The sequence below is a fragment of the Rhodococcus sp. Leaf233 genome (assembly GCF_001426165.1).
In the GTDB taxonomy this organism is placed as follows: Bacteria; Actinomycetota; Actinomycetes; order Mycobacteriales; family Mycobacteriaceae; genus Rhodococcoides; species Rhodococcoides fascians.
Genome location: NZ_LMRO01000009.1, coordinates 779,684 through 802,193 on the forward strand (window position 1 = coordinate 779,684; position 22,510 = coordinate 802,193).

The window sequence follows — 22,510 nt, forward strand, 5'->3', positions numbered from 1 at the left end:
AGAGCTGAACTATTCGAGCTACTCGCGACAACAGAACCAGTCGTAGTCCTTTGCGGGGACTCGGGCACAGGAAAATCCCTGATCCTCGTAGAGCACCGGAACGAGCAATTGCGACGAGGTCGTCTCGCACCCTCGGTACAGACGTGTGCTTTCGACGACGGTGCTCTGCAAGTCGCAGTGATGGACTCCTTGGCGGAGGCCATCACTACAACAACGGACGCTTCCGGTTGGAGCTCCTTGAGGCGACGCCTTGAAAACGCCAGCCGGGAAGTCGCAGCAGAAGTTGGAAAGAGTTTGGCCAAAGCAGTTACGCATGAGCTACTGGCCCTGGTAAAGGGGCGACTGGGCGAGCACGTCGGCGAGGGGATCGCGGCGTTCGTGAAGGGACTCAGAACCGATCCCCTACAGGAAATCAAGCACGATGTGCGGCGGCGAAGCGACGGCAACGTCGTCAAAGTATTGGTCCGCTTATGCGACGAGGTTGCCGCGGCATTAGAGTTACAGCTCATCATTAGTCTCGATGAGGTACAGAGACTCACCGACGCCGACCAACGGATCCTTGCGTCCCTGACCGACAACCCACCTCGCAAGGCGCGGTTCGTCATCTCGTGGTCCCTCGCTGACCACGCTGCAAATGTAGGCCTAAGCCGATTGCGGACGACTCGAAGCCGGGAGATCAGAATCGGGGGCCTTACCCGCGACGACGTTGCGACTTGGATTGCAGAGGCCGAACTGGATGATTCAATAATTGACCAGTTCATGTTGCTGTCCAGCGGATACCCCTTAATCATTGAGGGGTTGATAAATCAGCTGCAAAACGATGGAAGCATCGCCGAGTACACACCACCAACAGCTTTCACTCAATCGGTCGTAGATTCTATAGCGCGTTTGGATGGTGCCGCAGACTCAGTTGCGAGGCGACTCTCTGCCTTCGTAAGTCCCCCGCCAGAAGACTCCATCACTGAATATCTTTCCATGTCTCCTATCGATTGGGGAAGAATTCGCGACGCGCTCCAGCGTGAACACCTATTGACAGTTGAACGCGACGGCCGCCTCTGGTTCCACGAACAGCGCCGCAAATTTCTATGGAACAAGGTTCTCGACCAACGTCAGCGTGAAGACGTAGGCCAGGAGGCGTTCTCCACCTTGGTCGACCAATTCATGAAGGAGGGTCAGTTCTACACAAGGCTACTTGTCCCTATCTCCCAACTTGCTCGCTTCGCGCGCCAGAGCCAAGCGGATAGCCCCGCGCTACGTCGAGTGGTGGAGTTATCCGAGACCGAACTTGCGGTCATGGCATCGACTATCGAACTCGAACTGAGTACAGACGACGGAAAAAGGTGGACCCAGCCCGAACAGGCGCTGATCTACGCGAACACGGCCTTCGGATGTGACCGCGGCGATGCGATCGACGCACTGCCGGGCTTGATCGAAAAGGGCCTCATTAGGTCACTACCCATCTCGATCCAAGGGAATCATGACACAGACATAGTCGCCGAGGTAGGTGTCGACTTCGCTAGCACTTCCACTCTCGTTCTCCACGGCAGGGTTCAGTCAGTTCTCGGTCGAGCTGTGACCCCCGGTGTCACGGCAAGTGTCATACGTGATCACTTCGACGATCTTCGACTACAAGCCACGTACGTTGTCTCGTCCGTCGGAAGCGCAGAACCCATAGACTTGATTGCGCGAGTTGAAGGGTTCCCATATCGAACCCCACCGAGCCTCGGCCCCGCTAACCCCATGCTTGGAGTATGGGTCGACTATGGTACCGAGACAATCAGTTTGGCAGCCACATTCAGAAATAACTCCGACCTACAACGGGCACGTGAGATTGCCGAGAATGTCACCGGAACGTCATACGGCCAGCGCATTCGGGTCGCAAAACTATTCACCGATCCGAGTCGCGCCCTACCCAGTTGGCGCTTCGTACGTGCGGTGCACTTTGCAACGGGCCGCCAAGTCGCAAAACGACCCGACGGCGAGATCTACATGATCAACAGTCGCCCGGCGCCACTGCGTGAATACGCAGCACGTCAGGTCCTGATCCGTAAAATACTGCAGACGAGTTGTGATGAACTCGAGCGGGCTGTCTACGCGCTTGACAGCAAACCTGGAATGGCATTCGCCGAGCGGGACAACACTTTTCATCTCGTTGAGCTTAGGGGGAGCGGACGGGTCTTCGAAGTAAGCAACGACCTCACTTCGTTGGTCTTCGGACAGCCCTACCGTTTCGCCCGACTTGAACAGGTTCTTGCGCTTCGTCCTTCCGAAACGGTCACACAGTTTCACTCCGTTGGCGGGGCAGTACGCCGACAGCGGAGGGACCCTGTGGTCAGCCGCTTGAACAATCTCCTGCGGACAGCCCGGATGTTCAACGCACACCAGGCACCAGTCGAGATACCGTTGGATGACACATTAGAACGTTACATCTCAACAGCGCATGTTCGAGAAATGGAACTCGCAAAAATCCTGTCCGAGCAAATCACGATTGGTGAACATCGCGGAACCCGCCCTGAGCAATCTCTCCGTGTAGCGGTCTTCAACGGTATGGATCGTCGTATACCACCGCTGGTGGCATTCACGTACATGCCCGGCAACGCGGAAGACGTGATCGTAAAGATCTTGGACGGAGCTCACCCGGCAGATGCGGACGAGTTGTTCCGTAGAGCATTTGGCCCTTCCGTACCCCCGTCCGGTCTGCAGGCGGGGACCGCCAAAGAAGCCCTGGCGTATTTAGCTGGATATCAAATGGATGACGTACAGATTAGTCGAACCATCGTTTGACGTAAGAATTAGTGCTCGCCGTAGTTCGCGCTGCAGGCAGATAGACGCGCAGAGGAAATGGACACCCGCTACCGATAGCGTTGGGACGTCGCTTGGTTTTGCGGTTGGGGGCAGATCAGTCGAGGAGCCCAATGCAGCGTTAAGAACATTGGGCCCGACGTTGCCTATAACGTCGGGACAGTAAACCTCGTCTAGAACCAGACCCCGGCTCGCCTGCGCTCAAGCCTCGAAGAAGAAAGCTGGCAACGATTGTGACGGATGCCAATGAACCGGAGGTCAGCCGACGTCAGTTCACGAGTCCGCCGTACGTGCCAACTTTGCCCGAGTGGCAAGTTGTGAGTCGCCACAGAAACCCTTGGGGACGCGTTCCGATGACCGCGGGCGGCGCAGCGCTCGATGGACGATCGCGGTCGTACATGGACCGGCTATTAGAGACGCAGAACCAGCCGGACCCCATCAGCAGGCGGCACCATTACGTACCGCGGACGTACCTGAAAAGGTGGGGCTTTGGGAAGCTGAAGCGGCGCATTTGGAACCTGGACACCATTACCGGCGAAGTGCGGGCATTGTCGGTCAACGATGTATGTGTGGGTGAGAACTTCTACCGAGTGGTCGGACCAGATGCTCAGGCACACAACAGAGTTGAGTCGATGTTCTCTGTCGCGGACATGGAATTGGCCCGCGTGCAAGCGTTGTTCGAGAACCTACAGGATCCTGACGAGCTCGAATTCGACGACCTGATCGGCCTCGGCGTTACTGTTGCCGTGCAGAGGATGCGAACTGCTCAACAGCGTCGCCTCCGACTACAGCATGACGCCTGGCTCGTCGCGCAGAACCCGAAACAGTTCGAGTCCATGAGTGACCCCATGGACCCGTACCGGGTCGCTGGTATTCATACCGAGCTGCTGTTCAACAGCATGTGGCAATCAGCCGACGTCATGACAACCCGGTCTATCGAGGTGTGGGACGACCCTGAAGGCCGGTTCTGGACATGCGACACACCCGTTCTGGTGCCTTTCCTGAACAACAAGAGACCCGCCCTGATGGCAGCTCCATACATCCTCTGGCCCGTGAGCCCCTACCGCGTGGTCGCGCTGACGAACGCACCCTCGGGCGAGAAGGCAGTGATTCGACAGGCGGCCCCCAAGGACCGTGGTCTGCTGAAAAAGTCGATCGAACAAGGGCGAGAGCGCTGGATTTTCGCCCCGCCCGAGCAGAGGGACCGGCTGCCGAAGACCAAACTGTTCAATCGTCGTACGCAGATGCGACTACGGTGCTCGCAGTACACACCGCAGCACAAATACCTCAAGCCCCCGGGCTGCTGTGTGGAACAGGCTGAAGGGTTCTCTGTCGGTCCAGACGTAGTTCTGTGCGACCGAGGCCTTCACTCAGAGGCCCCAGCCATGTGCGAATACACCTAAACTGAAGCAAAATTCCTGGGGAACATCCATTTTGCAGCAAAGCGGTGGGGAGCAAACAGCGCGCAGAGCAGATCTTGGTTGCTTCGATGCACTCAGGCTGCTGGCACAGCCGTCCGGTCAGGTTCGTGGTCGCCGGTGCCGGTAACTCCCGGCTGAAGCCTGGGCATGGGGTGTGCACGGGGTGTGCACCGGAGTATTATCAATTCATAATGAATCGTCCGAGGTGGTGGGCATGATGGATCTGGATACGCGAGGCGAGTCGTCGGTGGTGGACCGCTTGCGTCAGCGTGGGGCGCTGGAGCGTCTCGGTGAGCGCCGCCGGTACCGCGAAATTGTCGCTGCCAGCAGGAGCGGGGTGTCGCACAAGATCATCAGTGAGCTACTTGGGACGATGTCTCAGGCGACCGTGACACGGGCGCTTCAGCGGTGCTCGGTCGATCCGGATGTTGTGCGGGAGACGCCGGCGGAGGTGATCGATCGGTGTGTCGCAGGTGAGATCACCAGGGCCGAGATGATGGCCGCGTTGTTGAATTGGCGGTACACCTTCGGTGTGGTGCCGACGGTCGGGGGCGTGGCCACCGATGCGTACATCACCGGAGACTGGGACCAGATCGAGGACGCGTACTACAACGATCTGATTTATCAGGACGAGTTCGATCGGCTTTCCGACCGCCAGCTCAAGCTGACCGACGGGTCGAACGTTTAGCAGTGAACGACTCGGACCTACTGCGCGAGGAAGTCGCGCAGCAGCTCGCTGCTCTGTGCGCGCAGGGCGGGTTGCTGCACACCGATGCGCCCGGCAACACTGCGGAGCGGTACCGCTTCGACTCCCGTAACCGTGGGCGGTTTCTCCGAAGCGTTCGAAAGCGCTATCTGGGGTTGCAGGATCCGCCGCGTGAAGGGCGGTCGGCGATCGTCACCGCTGGTGTGCCGGGGGCCGGTAAATCCACGGTCCTCGCTGAACGTATCCCCGACCTGGGTCATTACCGTGTCCTCGACGCGGACATCGTCAAGGTCTATCTCGTCGAGCAAGCTCTCGCAGACGGCATCTACGACGACCTGTTGGGCCGCTCGTTGGCTGACGGGCACAACGTGGCACCGATGGAACTCGCGGCTTTGGTGCACCGAGAATCGACAGCCGTCATCGAAGGTATTCGTCGCCACTGCCTCCGGCGGCGCGAGAACATCGTGATCGAGGGAACCCTCTCGTACCCCGGATACGAACAGACGGTGTTCGACCAACTCGCGGACTCCGACTACACGCAGTTGCAGGTCCTCGGTCTCGAGGTCACCGCCGAGACAGCCCACAGGCAGGCCACGTCACGGTGGTGGTCCGGGCGTGAGCAGTGGAAACGAGGTGACCACGACTTGGGTGGGCGGTTCACCCCACCAGCGGCGATAGACACTGCTTACGATCCGGGTGAGCAGCTGACACGGTGCAGCCGACATGCACTCCGGATCTATGAGCTGGCCCAGCACGGAGCTATCGACACCGTCGACGTTCTGATACTCCGAACTGATCCGTCAACAGGCCCTGTAGTGCTTCACGAGAGAAAATACAAAAGCCAGGGCTGACGCCAGTGCCTGGATGCGCCGGATTTGTGTGTGGCGTGTTTACCTGCGGTTATGTCACGGCCCAGGTTTGGTGTGCGGGTAGCTCGAGGACTGGGCACCGTGCTCGGTCGGGCTCGCGAACATGATTCTTGTGCCTGGGCAGGTCCTCGTTGCACTCGACGGGGCGTCGTTCGCCACTTGTGAGGGGTATGAGCGCTCACGCAGATGAGCAAGCCGGGCCCGGATTGGGCTAGGACCGAGTTCACTTCGATCGGGTTCGCATGCGAGAGAATCGGAAAATGAGCGATTTGGACGTCGAGACCTTGCGGCCGCTGCTGTCCGATCTCCTCGTGGCCGGCACCCACAAAGACATCACCACCCGGTTCGAGAAGATGGGGCTGGTTGGGCCCAGCGAAGAGGTTGCGACGAAAGCCGAGCGTGTGCGGATCCTGGTGGAGACGCTGACCCCGAGCGCGTTGGAAGACGCTGCTGCATGGGTTCTGGACCACATGCAGCCGTCCGCGACGCAGCGCAACGGGCTGCAGGACGTTCTCTGGAGGAACGACGGTCTCGTGATCGAAGAACGCACTCGACGCGAGGTGGCAGCGGCGGTGCCCATCGAGGACTTTCTGCATGACCAGGACCGTTTCGAGGCGCTGCTCGATAGATGGTGGGTGCTTGGAGGTGACGATGTGTTCGGTGACTTCTTCGGTGGTCCGCCCTCGGTACGCAAGCAGATCCAGCAGCACGTCTTCCAGAACCCGGGGGACTGGTCGTGGGAGATGTTGCTCGACCGGTTGGGTGCGTTCGAGACCGTCGACAGGCGGTTCGTCGGTTTCTTGGAGCAGGTTGTCTCCCATGCCGCTCTTCCGACGGAAGAGAATCAGGAACGTGTGGTGTCACTGGTCAACCCTGTGCTCAGGAAGGCGAGCCTGGAGTTGCGTGAGGTAGATAGATCCGGCGGCTATCCCGTTTATCGCCTGGCATCCACCCTGACGCCGTCATCGCGGCCGAAGACCGTCATCTTCGCCTCCTCGAGCAAGCCCGATCTGCGTGTCAGTGATGCGGTGGCCGGTGAGATCGAGATCGTGGATGCGCACGACGCACTTGTATACGACGCACCGATCGGGATAGACGGGCTGCGCTTCGACGCGCTGCGTAGATGGTGGGGCGCGAAGACCCCGGGAATCGACGTCGAGGTAGCCCCGCGGCCCCTGTATGACCGACTCGCTGCGTCCATTCCGGAATCGTCACCTCCGCAGAGCTATCTGTTCTGGATCTACCACAAGCTCTATTGGGACCGGATCGGTTCCGTGCCTGCACTGTTGCCTGAAGTGTGGATGCACTGGGACCCGAAGACCATTCGAGAGCGAGGGGCTAGAGCCTTGCTCGGACAGCGAATGGATTTCTTGATCCTCGGCCCGAACAATCAGCGCATTGTCCTCGAGGTCGATGGCAGCAGCCACTACACCGACGAGGCAGGTCAACCGTCGCCCGCTCGCTATGCCCGGAACACCCAGTACGACCGTGAGATGCAGCTACGCAACTACACTGTGTACCGGTTCGGGGGTTACGAGTTACCGGACCGAGAGCGGCCGATGCTTATGTTTGCCGATTTCTTCGATCGAATGTTCACAAGGCACCACATCACAATCGACCCCTGATAGGTCTCGACGTGCGGCTGGTTCAACCGCCCTAGGAGCCCAGATCGTCGGATGTCTTCGGCATTTTGGCGAATATTTCCGGTGCCACTGCACCGATCATCTTTTCGTCGTGGCCACCCAGCTCCAGCCATCGCATTGTTCCTCGCAGCAAAGCGTGAGTCGCAGCGTCGACGGTATCTGTGATGTAGATGGGGTCCGGAATCGAGGTGGTCCGAAAATGACCTGGTTCGTACTCCTCGGTGGGGACCAGGTCGAAGCCTTCGAGGCCGAACCAGTTTTGTCCGTGGCCGGCTCCACTGGCTGCGTTCCACAGGTACGCCCACTCGTTCGGGTCGCTGCCTGTGGACTCCGCAGCGCCGCGCACCAGATCTTCATAGCCGGGCGGCTTGCGCGTCGGTGTGGTCTCGAACGTGAGATTGGCTGCGCGGGATACGAGATCGGTGATCCGTTGCTCGATTCGGCTTGAATCACTCTTTCTGGCTCCCAGTGCTTTCTTGTGCATTTTGAAGTCGTGGTGCATGAGCCGGACGTGTCGTTGTACGCACTCCTCGAAAGATGTGAGATCGAGGATCCAGAGGGCGTGAGCGGCCGCTTCGAGTCCGGACCGCGCGAGCAGCAGATACGGCCGCGTCCGCACTCTGTTCACGGCACCGGGGACGAATTCATAGGGTGCCACCAGATCGGCCCACAGTGACAGGTTCTCGGCCGAGGAGAGCAGGTAACTACGCGTCCAGACAGAAACCTTCTCCCAGTGATAGATGGCGTCGACCCGATCGAGGGCGCTGTTCGGTACGGGATCGACCGTGCGGGTCAGGACGAGCTCGCAGGCTCGAACCAGGTAGGTGTTTCGCGTCCACACCTGGCTCTGGTCCGGAGGCAGTTGCAGAATGCTCTCGGCCGACCCTGGAGCGTCTCCTGAGGGCGGCGTCATCGGGTTAGGTCCACGACGCAGGCGTCGACGGCCTGAACGTCGGGGTCGCCGGGGGATACGTCCAACTCGGAGCTGGCTCGCGGCCAGCTGGTGGTGTTTCGGGCTCCTCCGGTGGAGGAGTAGACGGTGCCGTTGGCGATTACCCAGACATCGGATCGGTTCTCGACACCACCTGTGGCGGCAAGGGTGGTTCCTCCGATGTAGGTGTAGTCGCCGGCGTCGATGACGGTGCCGTTGGTCAGGGTCAGGCCTGATTCGGAGAAGCCGGAGGAGACCAGATCTACGAGGGACTGATTCGCGGGTGCGCATCGGGGGTCGGAAGTGTACTTCGCGGGAGCTGGGGGAGCTGCGGCCATAGCTGAGGTGGTCGTGGTCGGCGGGACGGTGGTGGTGGCCGGCGGTGTGGTTGTCGACGGGGTGAGCGTGGACGTTTCTTGTGCCGCGGCGCTCGATGTGGTGGACGGAGCAGCCGCCTGAGGGTCGTCGGCGGGCTCGTCCTCGCCGAAGATGGCAGCGAGCACGCCGATCACGACGAACGCGGCGACGATGCCGCCGATGATCTTGACCGCGCGGGGTACGCCTGCCCGGTCGGGCTGGTCGGGTTCAGAGGCACCGGTGGGCGCTGGTTCCTCTGCTGTCGGCTCGGTGGCGGGTTGGGTGTGTTCGGTCCATTGTGTTCCGTCCCAGTACCTGATCAGTCCTGGTTCGCTCGGGTCTGGGTGCCATCCGGGCGGGGGTGTGGGGCTGGTCATCGGGGTGTCCGTTCGTCGTTCTCGGTGATGCTGTCGTGGGGTGTTCCGTCGTTACGGATGAGGCGGAAGATCCGTTCTTCGACGTCGACCGGTGTGTGGCCGGTTGCCGTGCCCCATGCGGTGAGGTGGTCGAGGTAGGCGGCGTAGTCCGCGGTGCGGCCGGCGCGGATCCGGACGTGCGCGTGTCGGCGCAACCACTCGATGACCAGGGCGTCGAGCACGGGAGCGGCGTGTGGAGAGGTTGGATTGCCGCGGGCGGTGACGAAGTACAACCATTTCGTGAAAAACGCCGGGCCGAGCCCGGTGATTCTTCCGTCGTTGTTCAGGTACCGGTATCCCGAGACCGCGCCGCTGTTCTGCGCAATGTCGACTGAGCGCGTGAGCTTTTCGAGCGCGTTGGGGGAGAGTGGTTCACCGGCAGGATCGGCGGCTCCGGCTAAGATTCGTGCGGTGCGGAAGGGGCCGTATCCAGACGAGCCGTGGCCCCACATCATCGCGACGACGAACGCTGCCGCGGTCTTGTCGCCTTGAAGCAGCTCGTCGATTCGTTCAGCCGCGATGGACCGGTCGAGCGCGGCCGGCAGCGTCCCGAGGGCCTCGTCGATCCCGTCCAGGTTGTTGAGCCACGTGGACCAACGCGCGGCCGGGTAGTGGAACGCCCTCTGTGGGACGAATGTGCCGCGGAGCTGATCCTCGAGATCAGCAGGAATCGGTGGTACTGAACCGATGTCTGAGCGATGCCGGTCCATCTGGACAAAGTACGTCAGTCGGTTCGGTCGTACGGTAGTTCCCGGACACGAACCACGTCGCGCAGATGATCGCAGGCCGCTGGCGGCACGGCACGGCGTCGGCGGAGTGAATTGGGTTTCGTATGTCGGCGGTAGTTGCGAGACACTGAGTGTGGGGACCGGCCCGGTTTCGGCGGGCCGGTCCCCACAACGTCAGGTCACGCGTCCGCACGGTCCGTGCGGTGTTCGAGCATGTTGCTGAGGTCCACGCCGTTTCCGACATGGACCTGAGCTAGTGAGGCTCGAGCGTGATCGAGATGGACCCGCGGGCCCATTTGATCGTGAGTCGTACACCACGCATTGCGAGATCCTCCTCCTTTCTCGGTTTATTCAGGAGGGTGGAACTCGGCACGCTCTGCCCTCTCGGTACTCACCATGATGGTCCCGATTTACGGCCGGGCACAAGGGGGTGCGACCCACCATGTCAGCGTCTAGATTAGCTCGTTGTAGCGGAAAGAAGCTACCGTATTAGCCGTCTCAGAGAACTGCATTGGCTGGTTGTCAGGACCATTTGAGCAGACTAGTATTGCGTATCTAACTGGGGATTTGCATAGAGCTCTTACCCCATTATCGCATTACTCCGCTACTCCAGTCGAGACCGCTGAAATGGTAGCAACCGAGAAGATGGCTTGGAGGCGGCACATGGGAACAGTGACCCCAACGGCGAAGCACCTGTTGGAGAAGGCTGTCAAACAGTCGGGCCGGAGGTCGACCGTGCAGCTGCCGGCGGAGTTCGCGCGGGTTGCGAAAGCGGGGCAACCGTCGACGCCTCTGTCGAGGCTCTTCTCGGAGGGTGAGGTCGCGTTCAAGGTGTATCTGACGCTGGTCTTGCTGACCCGTAAAGATCCACACGAGCTGTATCGAGTAATTCCGGATCACTACTGGGCGGAGCTTCTCGGCTACGAGGAACTCAATCCCGCCGACCCCATCGCAGGACCAGGCACCCGGCGAGTCAAACGAGCGATGAAAGCACTGGAGAAGCGCGGTGCCCCCGACGAGAACGGCTGGATTACCCGCACCCCTGAACGGGGCCGCGGGTTCAAACTCACCGTTGTCCATCTGCCCGAACCGAAACAAGCGCCCTACATCACCATCCCGATCGAACTCTGGTCCAAGGGATGGATCTGCGTGATGTCCGCGCGCGCCTTGTACGTGTACCTGTGCTTGCGGCTAGTTCTCGCCGGCAGAGAGGACAGCGTGGGGGCCCACGTTTCGGCGTCGGACCGAAAAGACTTTCTCGTCAAAGACGACACCTGGCAGCGGGGTATGAAAGAGCTGGAAGCTCTACGCCTCGCCCGGAGTGAGATCACCCGGGTCGCGGAAGACAGATGGACGTCGGACCTACGCGAGCGCAAGGTCTACTACCTGAATTCCGACTACCTCAAGAGCACCAACAGTTGGGACTGACAACGACGAACGGAACGGGCGACTCGATGTCTGCGGCCACCCCTTCGTTTCCGAGGAGGCGCTAGTGACCCCCAGCGGTTCTGTCAAGCCAATTTCCTGCAACCGGCCATACCCGGGTCGCAAAGAAGGCCTGTAGGGCCGTTGAGAGGCGTGGAGGCCGTCTCTGTCGTGCCCCGACGTCGTTTGTGTTTTCGACCGGCATCCTGGGGCGATTTTGTGACCCCCAGGACGGTCGTGGTCGTGCGTTGGCCCCAGAACCCTTACTGTGATTCACCGACTGAAACGGGGTGGTTCGGGTGGGTCCGGAGGCAATAGCGGCGGCGTACGCGGTGAAGGACGGGTTGGTCGCGGGGGTTACCGAGACCGCGAAACAGGCGGTGAGTGACGCCTACAGGGAATCAAAGCGATTCTGCGGGAACGGTATACATCGGCGTTGTCGAGGCGGGCCCTCAGATTCCGGCCCGGCAGGCGGTGCTGGCCGGTGAACTCGATCATGCTGGCGCAGGCGTGGACGTCGAACTCGTGGGCGCTGTGCAGGTGCTTCTGACTGCGCTCACGCAGCACACACCCGCTGTAGCACAGGTGGTGGGCGTGCAACTCACGCGCCTGGAGGCCGGCCGGGTCGAGGTCAGTGGAATCCGCGCCGCTGGTGCCAGCGGTGTCGTCGCCGGGGACGTGACCGTTGCCGGGGAGTTGTCGGTGACCGACGTCGACGTCGTCTCGGAGCTGCCGGGCCCTCACTAGGCGCGCCGGCTTCGGGTGGGCGTACACCCGCCGCGCGCGCCCCGGTCTCGTTCTCGGCCCAGCACGTCGATGTCGGTGGTGATTTCACTACCGCGATTACCTCCACCACACGGGTGGTGCAACTTCCACCGGAAGCGTTCCACCCGATGTCGGAGATCGTTGCGCCACCGGGAATGGGCAATCTGGAGTCGTGGCCTGACCGGTTCGTGGGGCGGGAAGTGGAGTTGGCGAGGCTCGACGACGCGCTCACGAGCGGCCGGACGGTTGTGGTGGCGGCCGTGCACGGGCTCGGTGGGGTCGGCAAGTCCAGTCTCGCCGCTTACTGGGCGGGTACCCGCGCGCACGGATTGGGCCCCGTCGTCTGGATCCGAGCGGACTCCCGCGCCGGTGTCGAGCAGGGTCTGGCAGCGTTCGCGACTCGGCTGCAGCCCGCTTTGGCCGAGGTGCTGACCGTCGAGGCCTTGGTCGAGCGCGGATTGCAGTGGCTGGCACTCACACGGGGTGGTTGCTGATCCTCGACAACGTGGAGAACCCGGCGGACATCGCTGTAGTCCGGGCGCGGGCTCGCGGTGGGCGAATCATTGTCACCGGTCGATTGTCGATGTTGTGGGCGTCCGATGCGGCGGTGATCTCGTTGGATGTTCTCGATGCAGACGACGCCGAGGAGCTGTTGACTGGATTGGTCACCGCCGCCGGACCTCGCAACCTGGACGGAGCCGCAGACTTATGTGAGGCGTTGGGCTACCTTCCTCTCGCAATCAATCAGGCCGGGGCGTATCTGGCGCATCAGCGGTTCACCACACCGCGCGCCTACCTGCAGTTACTCAACGACCAACCCCGCCCGACCCTGGACCGCGCTGCCACTGGCACCGATGCCGAACGCACAATTACTCGGATCTGGCGTGTCACGTTGGACCGCATCGCCGAGACTGAGCCCTACGCGGTGGAACTGCTCCGCATCCTTGCCTGGTACGCGCCCGACAACGTTCCGCTCACCCTTTGTCGCGACGAGACCGATCAAGCCCGTGGTGACGCTGCCATCGGGATGCTGTTGGCTTACAACATGATCACCGCAGATCCGGCCGGTGAGTCGGTGTCGATCCATCGGCTGGTGCAAGCAGTTTCCCGCACCCCGGATCCGCTGGACCCTCACCGCGACGGCGTCGCGATCGAACGCGCTCACGCCACCGCAATAGACGCGATGTGGCGCGCTCTGCCCGACCATAAGAAGCCGGGCAGCTGGCCGGTCTGGCGAAATCTACTGCCGCACATCATTGCACTTGAGCGGACCCTCGACGACCGTGAGCGGCTGCTGGGCGGCGAGCACCCCCGCAGCTTGGCCTTCCGCGAGAATCTTGCGTTTGCCTACGAGTCTGCAGGGCAGACGGGTGAGGTGATTTCATTGTTTGAGCGGACGCTCGTAGACCTGGAGCGGCAGTTGGGTGCCGAGCACGCGCATACTTTGACATTCCGCAAGAATCTGGCGGAAGCCTACTGGTCGGCGGGGCGGACAGATGAAGCGATTGAACAGTTCGAGAGGATCCTCGCTGATCGTGAGCGGGTGTTGGGCGACGACCATCCGGATACCGTGAAGTCCCGCGAAAATCTCGCCCACGCCTATACGAACAACATGAAAGCGGCCGGACTGTACGAGAGCATCCTGGCTGATCGTGAGCGGCTGTTGGGTGCCGAGCATCCGGACACTCTGAGGTGCCGCGACAATCTCGCCAGTGCCTACTTTTGGTCGGGGCGGCGGAGAGATGCGGTCAGAATGTTCAAGCAGATCCTCGCTGATCGTGAGCGGCTGTTGGGTGACGAGCACCCGGACACCTTGGAGTCCCGCCGCACTCTCTACCACTATGGGTGGGGCGTACGGGATACGTAAGTGCGTACTCGGCGAAGGAAAGTTCCAGCGCGGCCTCGGCCGCTGCGCCAAGATTGGTCCGGGTACGCGTGGCTTCTTAGCTAAGCATCGCTCGTTCGCGTAGCCACTCGTCGCGCCACTGGTGAAACTCGACGGCGAACGCTGAGCATCGTTTGAGCTCTGCATGGACGTTGTCCCGTTGTTTCTTCGACGCGTGCTGCTCTACGGAGGACGGTCCGCAGAGCACTGCCATCGATTTCGGGCACGCCTTCCACTTCAGCACCAGCCGCTTGCTCACGAACGTCAGCAATTCCGATGCCGCCGCATTGGAGTTCTCCGACTCTGGTTCCGATGGAGCGCGTCCGGAATGGATCACGCTGTTGCGGACATCGACGATGTGCTCTCGCCAGCGACTCACTGGACCGTCACCGTCGACGTGCCAACTGCCTCCGAGGCGGCCCGCATATAGGGTTTTCACCCGTGCGGTGATCGAACTCGTGGCGGCCCATACCTGTGCGGCCTCGGCGGGCGTTCGGCCTTCTTCCCAGAGCAACGCGGCGAGGGTGCTGTCGAGCATTAGCTCACACGTGATGGCAAGACTGAGCACTGACGCGCGGCGGTCACCAGCGGAGTGCTCGGCGTACGCGCGAGCGAAGTGATCGCGTACCAGCGCGCTGATGCTGCCGCGAGTAAGTTCATGGAAGATCTTGCCGATCGCAGTTGGGTCGACCGGCTCCGGTGAGTGGAGCATCGAGGGAAGGTGGTCCAGCAAAATCGCAGTCTGTTTCTCATTGAAATTGATCTCTCCGGCTTCACTGATCACCCCAAACGTGGCTGGAACGATCGGGTTCAGCGATCGGTAGCGAAGCTCTGGTATCGGCACCATGGAGGCTATCCGTGACGATCGCGCGGCATCAGCGATCAGCCAGTGTGCGAGCGTCAGCGGATCTACTTTGCCGTCGCGCGGTGGGGTAAAGGCGGCAGCACGGTTCTTGACGGGGATGAGAACGACTACAGTCGAGCGCTTCTGTCCGAAGTCTTCGCTGAGCGGTGGGGTGGGGTGGGGGTCCTGACCGGTGATCTTGGCCAGCGCGGCGGATGCCACCGTTGTGTCCTCGAAGACGGGATGGGTTTCGTCGGTCACCACAGACCAGATCGCCACGCAGCTGCACGGCATCTGCATCCAGGACCGGTCGAACTCGGCCGGTGCCACGCCGCGGATACGCAAGTACTCTTCGTCGACGCCGATCGGTATTGCCTGCGGTTCCAGTGGAAGCAGGAACGGAAGCACGAACGAGAACGCCACCACGCCCTCGACCCGATCAGGGTCGTCGCAGTCGGGGTGGGTCGGTTGCTGAGATGTAGCAGCGTCGTCAGTCACAACCGCCAGCGTCGCACGAAGCATTGTCGGCTGAGGTTTACCCCGGTTGGTGGACACCGAGATAGCGGGACCGAGGGTTCCGCTTGAAGGGTGTCCTCATGTCCCGCAAACGCAGGTCGTTCACGACCAAGTACAAGGTCGAGGCCGCCCGGAGGGTGATCGATTCCGGCCGCACCATCGCCGAGGTCGCCCGCGAATTGGGCATCAACGAAGGACTGCTCGGCCGCTGGGTCGCCGACGAACGCCGCCGGATCGAGGCCGCCGCCACCTCAGGTGATCAACCGCTCACGGCAGCCGAACGCACCGAGCTGGCCCGGTTACGCCGGCAGGTCTCCGAGCAGGAGAAAGACATCGCGTTCTTTAAAAAAAGCGTCCGCGTACTTCGCAGCCAATCAACAAGAGTAGAGCTCTACTCGTTGATGGCCGCGGGGTACGCGAACTCCGCAGTCCACCGGATGGCACGACTGCTCGAGGTCTCGACATCCGGTTTCTACAAACACCAAGGACGCAGTGTGACAACCAGATTGGCAGAGAGAGAACAACGACGCGCTGATCGGAGGTGAAGATCCTGGCGATCCACCGGCAGTCGAAAGGCGTCTACGGAGCACCCCGAATCACCGCCGAACTCCATGACTGGGGCGAGGTGATCACCGAGAAAACCGTCGCGAAGATCATGCGCTCCCTCGGCGTCGTCGGGATCAGCCCACGCACGTTCGAGATCCGCACCACCGTGGTCGACCCCTTCGCCTCGTTCCCGAGGATCTGGTGCAACGCCGGTTCGATCAGGGCACGTCGATGCGCTGTGGACCTCGGGCATCACGTATCTGACCTGCGGAGAGGGCGATATGTACCTGTGCGCCATCAAGGACGAGCACTCGAAAAAGGTCCTCGGGTGGGGCGTCGCCGATCACATGCGCACCGCACTCGTCCTCGACGCTCTGGACATGGGAGTTGCAGGACGTGGCGGCGATGTTGCGGGCACAATCATGCACTCGGACGGGGGAAGCCAGTACACCGCTGCGATCATGAAGGAAGCGTGCGAACGCTACGGGTTGCGGCGCTCGATGGGCGAGACCGGCATCTGCTGGAACAACGCCGGCGCGGAGAGCTTGTGGTCGACGTTCGAGCACGAGTACTACTACCGCCACACGGTCGCGTACAGGACCGAATTGGTTGCTGCAGTTGACAACTGGATGAACTTCTACAACACTCGACGACGGCACTCCACAATCGGAATGCTCAGCCCTCACAGTTACGAATAGTCACTGAACGCGCCCATCATGGCCGCGTAGCCACTGTCCACTTTTCGGGGGGAACCTCACTTTTCTAGCGCTGAAACCGAGCTATTGTTCGGCCTTGTCGGTGATCACGCCAACTCACCTATGCCTTGGACTACACGGATCTCGCCGACATCGAATCGATAGGCGACAAGGCCGGTCACGAATAGTGACGATCTCATCGCTTCGATTAGCCGTAGTCGCGGTGCACTGCATTTTGCTCGGGAATGCGTCGCGTGGCTGGCACTATCGTGACGGGTTCATTGTGGATGTTTCGCGAATCGTATTCGCGGTCGCAGGCCGAAATCCGTGTCACCGGACGGCTCTGTGCCTGCTCGATTACAGGGTCTCGCTGTCGCGAGTCCGCACAAAGTGTCTTTACAATCTAGCGCTCTGCGTCCACCCGGTACCGTGGCTGTCCGTGACCGATCACGGCCGTCTTGCGTTGACGAACCCGCGGTGTCTCGGTGTCACGAGGGTGTCACAAGTCGGTACGTTCGGACCCGGACTGGGCTGGACGGTCAGGCACGAAAAACGTTGTGAATAAACAAATATCGAGTCCAGAGGCGTTCAAGTGGATCCACTTCCAGGGACTTAAAATCCGCACAGTGTCGGTTCGAGTCCGACTGGGGGCACCAGTGCCGCCGAACTCGAAGTTAGGGATGGATTTCGGGCGGATTTCGTCCCTAACTTCGAGTTCGACTGAGTTGAGTTGACATACGGGCCAAGGCGTTCCTCGCCGCGTCTGTCGGCTGTCGGCTGTCGGGTGTCGATCTCGGATCGTCCCGCACCCTGTTCACGTATAGGGGTAGGGCAGGTCGGTGTCGACGTCTTCGTCGACGAGTAGCTGGCGTCCGAGTTGTGGGAATGCGCGTTGTGAACACGAGGTGCGTTCGCACACCCTGCATCCGGGACCGATGGGAATCGATGCGCCGGGGGAGTGCAGCGGTAGGTTGTCGGCGTAGACCAGTTTGTGAGCATAGGCGATGTCACATCCGAGGCCGATCGCGAAACTTTTCCGTGGTGATCGGTATCCGAGTCCGCCACTGTCGGTGGCGCGCGCAATCCACAGATAGGAGCGGTCGTCGGGCATGGTGGCGATCTGTGTGAGAATTCGCCCCGATGCCGCGAATGCGTCATGCACAACCCACAGTGGACAGCTTCCACCGACACGTGAGAAGTGGAATGCACTGGCGGACTGACGTTTCGAGATGTTTCCGGCTCGGTCGGTGCGGATGAAGAAGAACGGAACGCCCTTCGCCCCTGGTCGCTGCAGCGTGGACAATCGGTGACACACGGTTTCGAAGCCGACCTCGAAGGTCAGCGACAGCAGATCGATGTCGTATCGCAGCGACTCCGCAGCGGCGAGGAACCGTCCGTAGGGCAACAGCAGGGCTCCGGCGAAATAGTTGGCCAGCCCGACGCGGGCCAGCTCTCGGGCCTGAGTGCTCAGGTTCGTATCGGCATCGACGATCGTGTCGATTGTCGTCGACTGCGAGAGAAATGCCAGCTGGGTTGCGATCTGGTAGGCGCGTTGCCCGGCGGTCAGTCGACGCGCGAGCAGGAGAGTCCCGCCGGTGTCGTCGAAGATTCGTTTGGGGCCGAGTGCGCCGGGATCGTCGTCGCCGATAGTCACCGTGATGCCGTGGTCCGCTTCGATGACCCGTGCGAGTTGTAGATCGAGCGCCCCGATACTGAGCCCAGTTCGCTCGAAGAGTTCCTCAGCCGCAGTATCCAATTCGGGGATGTGATTGCGCCGGTCGTAGAAGAAGTCTCGGACTTCCTCGTAGGGCATCGGGGCGTGACCGCCCGTCGGGACATCGGGTTTGGGCCCGTCGAGTCCGACCGTGAGCCGATCCACCTGATCGGTCGCTGCATGGAGCTTGCGGTGCAGCGACACGAGGGTGCGCCCGATGTCCGGCATGCGCGCGACCAATTCCTGGATGTCGGACATCGACACCTCGCCTCGGTCGGAGGTTTCGGTGAGTACATCGTGCAGGTCGGCGACGAGGCGAGCGTCGGTGTCGGTGGCGAAGAACGAGGGGTCGAGCTCGAACATTGTGTTGAGCTTGAGCAGTACCTGGACGGTCAGAGGTCGTTGGTCGTTCTCGAGTTGGTTGAGGTAACTCGGCGAGAGCTCGAGTGTCTTCGCCAGCGCGGACTGCGTCAGCTGTCGTTCCTCGCGTAGGCGACGCAGCCGCCCGCCTGCGTAGATCTTCTGCATCTTTGTCGCTGCCTCCTTCGGGTGTCGACACTGTAGCCGAACTGGACTTCGCAACATTTGCCGATTTGCAGGAATTGCCTCGCAAAAATAGGCATTTGCGATGTCTTCCGCAGGTCCGGACTCGTGCGTAGCTTGTGAATGAAGCGTAGTAAGCCCTTTCATCAGCACGGAGGATTTTCTGTGAAGACCCATCTCGTACGCACCCGTACATCCGCCGAGGACTTTCCCCAGTCCGAGCACCTGGCTTGGAAGGTTGCCGAGGTCGCCACCGACGCAGTGGAGGTACCCGAAGCGACGGCCGAGATGATCGTCAACCGGATCATCGACAATGCCTCGGTGGCTGCGGCCTCGCTGGTGCGCCGTCCAGTGACGAGTGCTCGCACACAGGCGCAGGCGCACCCGTACAGCCCCGGTGCCACTGTGTTCGGAATCGGTGGAAAGTACTCACCCGAGTGGTCCGCGTGGGCCAATGGGGTAGCGGTGCGAGAACTGGACTTTCACGACACGTTCCTCGCCGCCGAGTACTCCCACCCGGGGGACAACATTCCGCCGATCCTCGCAGTCGCCCAGCACGCCGGGCGCTCGGGGCGCGATCTGATCCGCGGTCTGGCCACCGGGTACGAGATTCAGATCGACCTCGTTCGCGCAATCTCGTTGCACGAGCACAAGATCGACCACGTTGCCCATCTCGGTCCCTCTGCTGCCGCCGGTATCGGCACCCTGCTCGGCCTCGACACCGAAACCATCTACCAGGCCGTCGGGCAAGCGCTGCACACCACGACAGCCACCCGTCAGTCCCGCAAGGGGTCGATCTCGAGTTGGAAGGCCTACGCCCCTGCGCTCGCAGGGAAGGTTGCCGTCGAAGCCGTCGATCGAGCACTGCGCGGCGAGGGTGCCCCGTCGCCGATCTGGGAGGGTGAGGACGGGGTCATCGCGTGGCTTCTCGGGGGACCGAACGCGGAATATCATGTGCCGCTTCCCCGCCCGGGTGAAGCCAAGCGTGCAATTCTCGACAGTTACACGAAGGAACACTCCGCCGAGTACCAGAGTCAGGCCCCGATCGACCTCGCCCGACGAATGCGGGAAAAGATCTCCGATCTCGAACAGATCGAGACGATCGTGTTGCACACCAGTCACCACACGCATTACGTCATCGGCACCGGCTCGAACGATCCACAGAAGTTCGATCCCACCGCCTCCCGGGAAACCCTCGATCACTCGGTGATGTACATCTTCGCAGTCGCGCTCGAGGACGGAATCTGGCATCACGAGCACTCGTACGCCCCCGAACGCGCGCAGAGGCCGAACACCGTCGCGTTGTGGAACAAGATCTCGACCGTAGAAGACCCCGAGTGGACGCGCCGATACCACTCTGTCGATCCGGACGAAAAGGCGTTCGGTGCACGCGCGGAGATCACGCTGAAAGACGGCACGGTCATCGTCGACGAACTCGCGGTCGCCGACGCGCACCCCCTCGGTGGCCGCCCGTTCGCCCGCGAGCAGTACATCGCGAAGTTCCGTTCGTTGGCCGATGGTGTGATCGCACCCTGGGAACAGGATCGCTTCCTTCGCGCAGCCGAGCGGGCTCCCGAGCTCGCCGCAGGTGAACTCGATCAGCTGACCTTCACCGTCGCCGACGATGTCCTCGGGAGGGCTCCTAAGACCCCGAAGGGCATCTTCTGATGCCGGGCCTCATTGCGGCCTCGACGTCGGCCGCGGACAAGCGTATTGCGTTGCGCGCCACGCTTGCGTCGACGTCGATCACTCGGCTTCCCGGCGCTATCAACCCGCTGACCGCAAAGTTGATTCAGGAGATCGGCTTCGAGGGGGTCTATATCTCCGGTGGCGCATTCTCTGCCGGGCTCGGTCTGCCCGACATCGGACTCACCACGTTGACCGAGGTCATCACCCACAGTGCGCAGATCGCGGCCGTCACCGACTTGCCGGTACTGATCGACGCCGACACCGGATTCGGTGAGCCGATGTCCGCGGCACGCACGGTGCTGGCGGCCGAGGATGCGGGGATCGCTGGGCTGCACCTCGAAGACCAGATCAACCCGAAACGCTGCGGGCACCTCGACGGCAAAGCGATTGTCCCGATAGAGGAGATGGTGCGACGCCTCCGCGCGGCCATCACCGCGCGGCGAGATCCGAACTTCGTCATCTGCGCCCGCACCGATGCAGCGGGTATCGACGGAATCGACGCCGCGATCGAACGAGCCAGATCTTATGCCGACGCCGGAGCAGACCTGATCTTCACCGAGGCGCTCGCCGAGGAAGCCGACTTCGTGAAGTTCCGTGCTGCAGTGGACATCCCACTGCTGGCGAACATGACCGAGTTCGGCAAGTCCGAGCTGATCTCCGCGCAGAGACTCGAGGACATCGGCTACAACGCCGTCCTGTACCCGGTCACCACGTTGCGACTGGCCATGGGTGCCATCGAAACCGGAATGCGTGAAATCCACGACCGCGGAACGCAAAAGGGACTCCTCGACCGGATGCAGACCCGCTCACGTCTGTACGAACTGCTCGAGTACGACAAGTACAACGAATTCGATACCGGAATATTCAATTTCACGTTAGGGACGAAGTCATGACCGAAGCCATCTACAAGGGGCTGGCCGGTGTCGTGGTCGACACCACCGCCATTTCCAAGGTCGTCCCCGAGACGAACTCGCTGACCTACCGCGGATACGCCGTGCAGGATCTCGCCGCGCACTGCAGCTTCGAGCAGGTCGCGTATTTGCTGTGGCACGGCGAGCTCCCGTCCCTGCAGCAACTCGAACTGTTCGTTCAGCGCGAGCGGGCCCAACGGCGAGCAGACCGCTCGTTGCTCTCGCTCGTGACGAAAATGCCCGACAATTGTCATCCGATGGATGTCGTGCGCACCGCGATCAGCTATCTCGGTGCCGAAGACCCTGCCGAGGAGGATAATTCGGTGTCGGCGAACCTGGCCAAGGCGCTGCGCATGACGGCAGTGTTGCCGACCATCGTCGCCGCCGACCATCGCCGCCGACACGGCCTCGATCCCATCGCCCCTCATTCGCATCTTGGATTCGCGGAGAACTTCCTCTACATGTGCTTCGGCTCCGTTCCCGAACCGGAAATCGTCAAGGCCTTCGAGGTTTCCCTGATCCTGTACGCCGAGCACAGCTTCAACGCCTCCACCTTTGCTGCCCGCGTGGTCACCTCGACACTGTCGGATATCTACAGCGCCGTCACCGCCGCCATCGGAGCGCTGAAGGGTCCGTTGCACGGCGGTGCCAACGAAGCTGTCATGCGAGACATGCTCGAGATCGACGACCCCGAACGGGCCGCACAGTGGCTGCAGAACAAACTCGCAGCCAAAGACAAGGTCATGGGGTTCGGTCACCGTGTCTACAAGAACGGCGACTCACGCGTACCGACGATGAACGCAGCATTCCGCGACGTCGCCGCGGTGACCGGCGGAGACAAGTGGGTGCGCATGTACGATATCCTCGAAAAGACCATGCACGGTGCCACCGGCATCAAACCCAACCTCGATTTTCCTACCGGTCCGACGTACTACCTGATGGGCTTTGACATCGACGTGTTCACACCGATTTTCGTCATGAGTCGCATCACCGGTTGGACGGCTCACATCATCGAGCAAGGTGCGTCGAATGCGCTGATCCGACCACTGAGCCAGTACTCGGGAGTGCCGCAACGCGCTGTCGTCGCCTGACGCCGGCCAACCC

19 protein-coding genes and 1 pseudogene are annotated in these 22,510 nt (G+C 61.4%); 15 read left to right on the forward strand and 5 right to left on the reverse strand.

What is annotated here, in order from left to right; genetic code table 11:
* Positions 1 to 177: 177 nt before the first annotated feature.
* From ASH04_RS14410 to ASH04_RS14430, 5 genes are all read left to right on the forward strand, one after another.
* A complete protein-coding gene (locus ASH04_RS14410) occupies positions 178 to 2,784 on the forward strand; it encodes a hypothetical protein (protein WP_057473772.1) in 2,607 nt (868 codons plus the stop codon).
* A 371-nt stretch (positions 2,785 to 3,155) separates the two neighbouring features.
* On the forward strand, positions 3,156 to 4,205 hold the full coding sequence (locus ASH04_RS14415) for a DUF4238 domain-containing protein (protein WP_082519251.1): 1,050 nt from the start codon (positions 3,156 to 3,158) through the stop codon (positions 4,203 to 4,205).
* Positions 4,206 to 4,437: 232 nt separating this feature from the next.
* A complete protein-coding gene (locus tag ASH04_RS14420) occupies positions 4,438 to 4,911 on the forward strand; it encodes a winged helix-turn-helix domain-containing protein (protein WP_235580008.1) in 474 nt (157 codons plus the stop codon).
* Positions 4,912 to 4,913: 2 nt separating this feature from the next.
* Positions 4,914 to 5,780, forward strand: a complete 867-nt coding sequence (locus ASH04_RS14425; RefSeq protein WP_057473774.1) for a zeta toxin family protein — start codon at positions 4,914 to 4,916, stop codon at positions 5,778 to 5,780.
* A gap of 278 nt (positions 5,781 to 6,058) precedes the next feature.
* Positions 6,059 to 7,423 carry a hypothetical protein gene (locus ASH04_RS14430; protein ID WP_057473775.1) on the forward strand — a complete coding sequence of 455 codons (1,365 nt, stop codon included), beginning with the start codon at positions 6,059 to 6,061 and terminating at the stop codon, positions 7,421 to 7,423.
* Positions 7,424 to 7,454: 31 nt separating this feature from the next.
* On the opposite strand, the gene ASH04_RS14435 is transcribed toward ASH04_RS14430, so the two are convergent.
* Genes ASH04_RS14435 through ASH04_RS14445 form a run of 3 tightly spaced genes read right to left on the reverse strand, consistent with a single transcriptional unit; the run spans position 7,455 to position 9,855 of the window.
* Positions 7,455 to 8,354, reverse strand: a complete 900-nt coding sequence (locus ASH04_RS14435) for a hypothetical protein (protein ID WP_057473776.1) — start codon at positions 8,352 to 8,354, stop codon at positions 7,455 to 7,457.
* Complete coding sequence (locus tag ASH04_RS26180) at positions 8,351 to 9,106, reverse strand: DUF2510 domain-containing protein (protein ID WP_082519253.1); 756 nt, start codon at positions 9,104 to 9,106, stop codon at positions 8,351 to 8,353. The genes ASH04_RS14435 and ASH04_RS26180 overlap by 4 nt, the downstream gene beginning before the upstream one ends.
* On the reverse strand, positions 9,103 to 9,855 hold the full coding sequence (locus ASH04_RS14445) for an 8-oxoguanine DNA glycosylase OGG fold protein (RefSeq protein WP_057473777.1): 753 nt from the start codon (positions 9,853 to 9,855) through the stop codon (positions 9,103 to 9,105). The genes ASH04_RS26180 and ASH04_RS14445 overlap by 4 nt, the downstream gene beginning before the upstream one ends.
* A 681-nt stretch (positions 9,856 to 10,536) precedes the next feature.
* Here ASH04_RS14445 and ASH04_RS14450 point away from each other — a divergent pair.
* From ASH04_RS14450 to ASH04_RS14465, 4 genes are all read left to right on the forward strand, one after another.
* On the forward strand, positions 10,537 to 11,301 hold the full coding sequence (locus ASH04_RS14450) for a hypothetical protein (RefSeq protein ID WP_057473778.1): 765 nt from the start codon (positions 10,537 to 10,539) through the stop codon (positions 11,299 to 11,301).
* Positions 11,302 to 11,682: 381 nt separating this feature from the next.
* The gene (locus tag ASH04_RS14455; RefSeq protein ID WP_156394543.1) at positions 11,683 to 12,045 is read left to right on the forward strand and encodes a hypothetical protein; all 363 of its coding nucleotides are present in this window, start codon (positions 11,683 to 11,685) and stop codon (positions 12,043 to 12,045) included.
* A gap of 146 nt (positions 12,046 to 12,191) precedes the next feature.
* The gene (locus ASH04_RS14460) at positions 12,192 to 12,557 is read left to right on the forward strand and encodes an ATP-binding protein (RefSeq protein ID WP_156394544.1); all 366 of its coding nucleotides are present in this window, start codon (positions 12,192 to 12,194) and stop codon (positions 12,555 to 12,557) included.
* Positions 12,551 to 13,930 carry a tetratricopeptide repeat protein gene (locus tag ASH04_RS14465; protein ID WP_156394545.1) on the forward strand — a complete coding sequence of 460 codons (1,380 nt, stop codon included), beginning with the start codon at positions 12,551 to 12,553 and terminating at the stop codon, positions 13,928 to 13,930. The genes ASH04_RS14460 and ASH04_RS14465 overlap by 7 nt, the downstream gene beginning before the upstream one ends.
* A 76-nt stretch (positions 13,931 to 14,006) precedes the next feature.
* Here the strand turns inward: ASH04_RS14465 and ASH04_RS14470 are convergent, their stop codons facing one another.
* On the reverse strand, positions 14,007 to 15,122 hold the full coding sequence (locus tag ASH04_RS14470) for a hypothetical protein (protein ID WP_156394546.1): 1,116 nt from the start codon (positions 15,120 to 15,122) through the stop codon (positions 14,007 to 14,009).
* Between the two features lie 266 nt (positions 15,123 to 15,388).
* Here ASH04_RS14470 and ASH04_RS26555 point away from each other — a divergent pair, with 266 nt between their 5' ends.
* From ASH04_RS26555 to ASH04_RS27225, 3 genes and pseudogenes are all read left to right on the forward strand, one after another.
* On the forward strand, positions 15,389 to 15,853 hold the full coding sequence (locus tag ASH04_RS26555; RefSeq protein ID WP_156394547.1) for a transposase: 465 nt from the start codon (positions 15,389 to 15,391) through the stop codon (positions 15,851 to 15,853).
* A pseudogene (locus ASH04_RS27560) lies at positions 15,850 to 15,987 on the forward strand (IS3 family transposase); the annotation flags it as partial. The gene ASH04_RS26555 and the pseudogene ASH04_RS27560, both read left to right, overlap by 4 nt.
* 103 nt (positions 15,988 to 16,090) lie before the next feature.
* On the forward strand, positions 16,091 to 16,552 hold the full coding sequence (locus ASH04_RS27225; RefSeq protein WP_268793681.1) for an IS3 family transposase: 462 nt from the start codon (positions 16,091 to 16,093) through the stop codon (positions 16,550 to 16,552).
* Positions 16,553 to 17,363: 811 nt separating this feature from the next.
* On the opposite strand, the gene ASH04_RS14485 is transcribed toward ASH04_RS27225, so the two are convergent.
* Positions 17,364 to 18,791, reverse strand: a complete 1,428-nt coding sequence (locus tag ASH04_RS14485) for a short-chain fatty acyl-CoA regulator family protein (protein ID WP_179274202.1) — start codon at positions 18,789 to 18,791, stop codon at positions 17,364 to 17,366.
* A gap of 180 nt (positions 18,792 to 18,971) precedes the next feature.
* Here ASH04_RS14485 and prpD point away from each other — a divergent pair, with 180 nt between their 5' ends.
* From prpD to ASH04_RS14500, 3 genes are read left to right on the forward strand one after another with little or no spacing between them, the layout of a single operon-like run.
* Complete coding sequence (prpD, locus tag ASH04_RS14490; RefSeq protein WP_057473783.1) at positions 18,972 to 20,474, forward strand: 2-methylcitrate dehydratase PrpD; 1,503 nt, start codon at positions 18,972 to 18,974, stop codon at positions 20,472 to 20,474.
* Positions 20,474 to 21,388: a methylisocitrate lyase gene (gene prpB / locus ASH04_RS14495; RefSeq protein WP_032385635.1), complete on the forward strand. Its 915-nt coding sequence runs from the start codon at positions 20,474 to 20,476 to the stop codon at positions 21,386 to 21,388. Before prpD ends, prpB begins: the two co-directional genes overlap by 1 nt.
* Entirely contained in the window at positions 21,385 to 22,497 is a 1,113-nt protein-coding gene (locus tag ASH04_RS14500) for a bifunctional 2-methylcitrate synthase/citrate synthase (protein WP_057473784.1), read from the forward strand. The genes prpB and ASH04_RS14500 overlap by 4 nt, the downstream gene beginning before the upstream one ends.
* Positions 22,498 to 22,510: the final 13 nt, after the last annotated feature.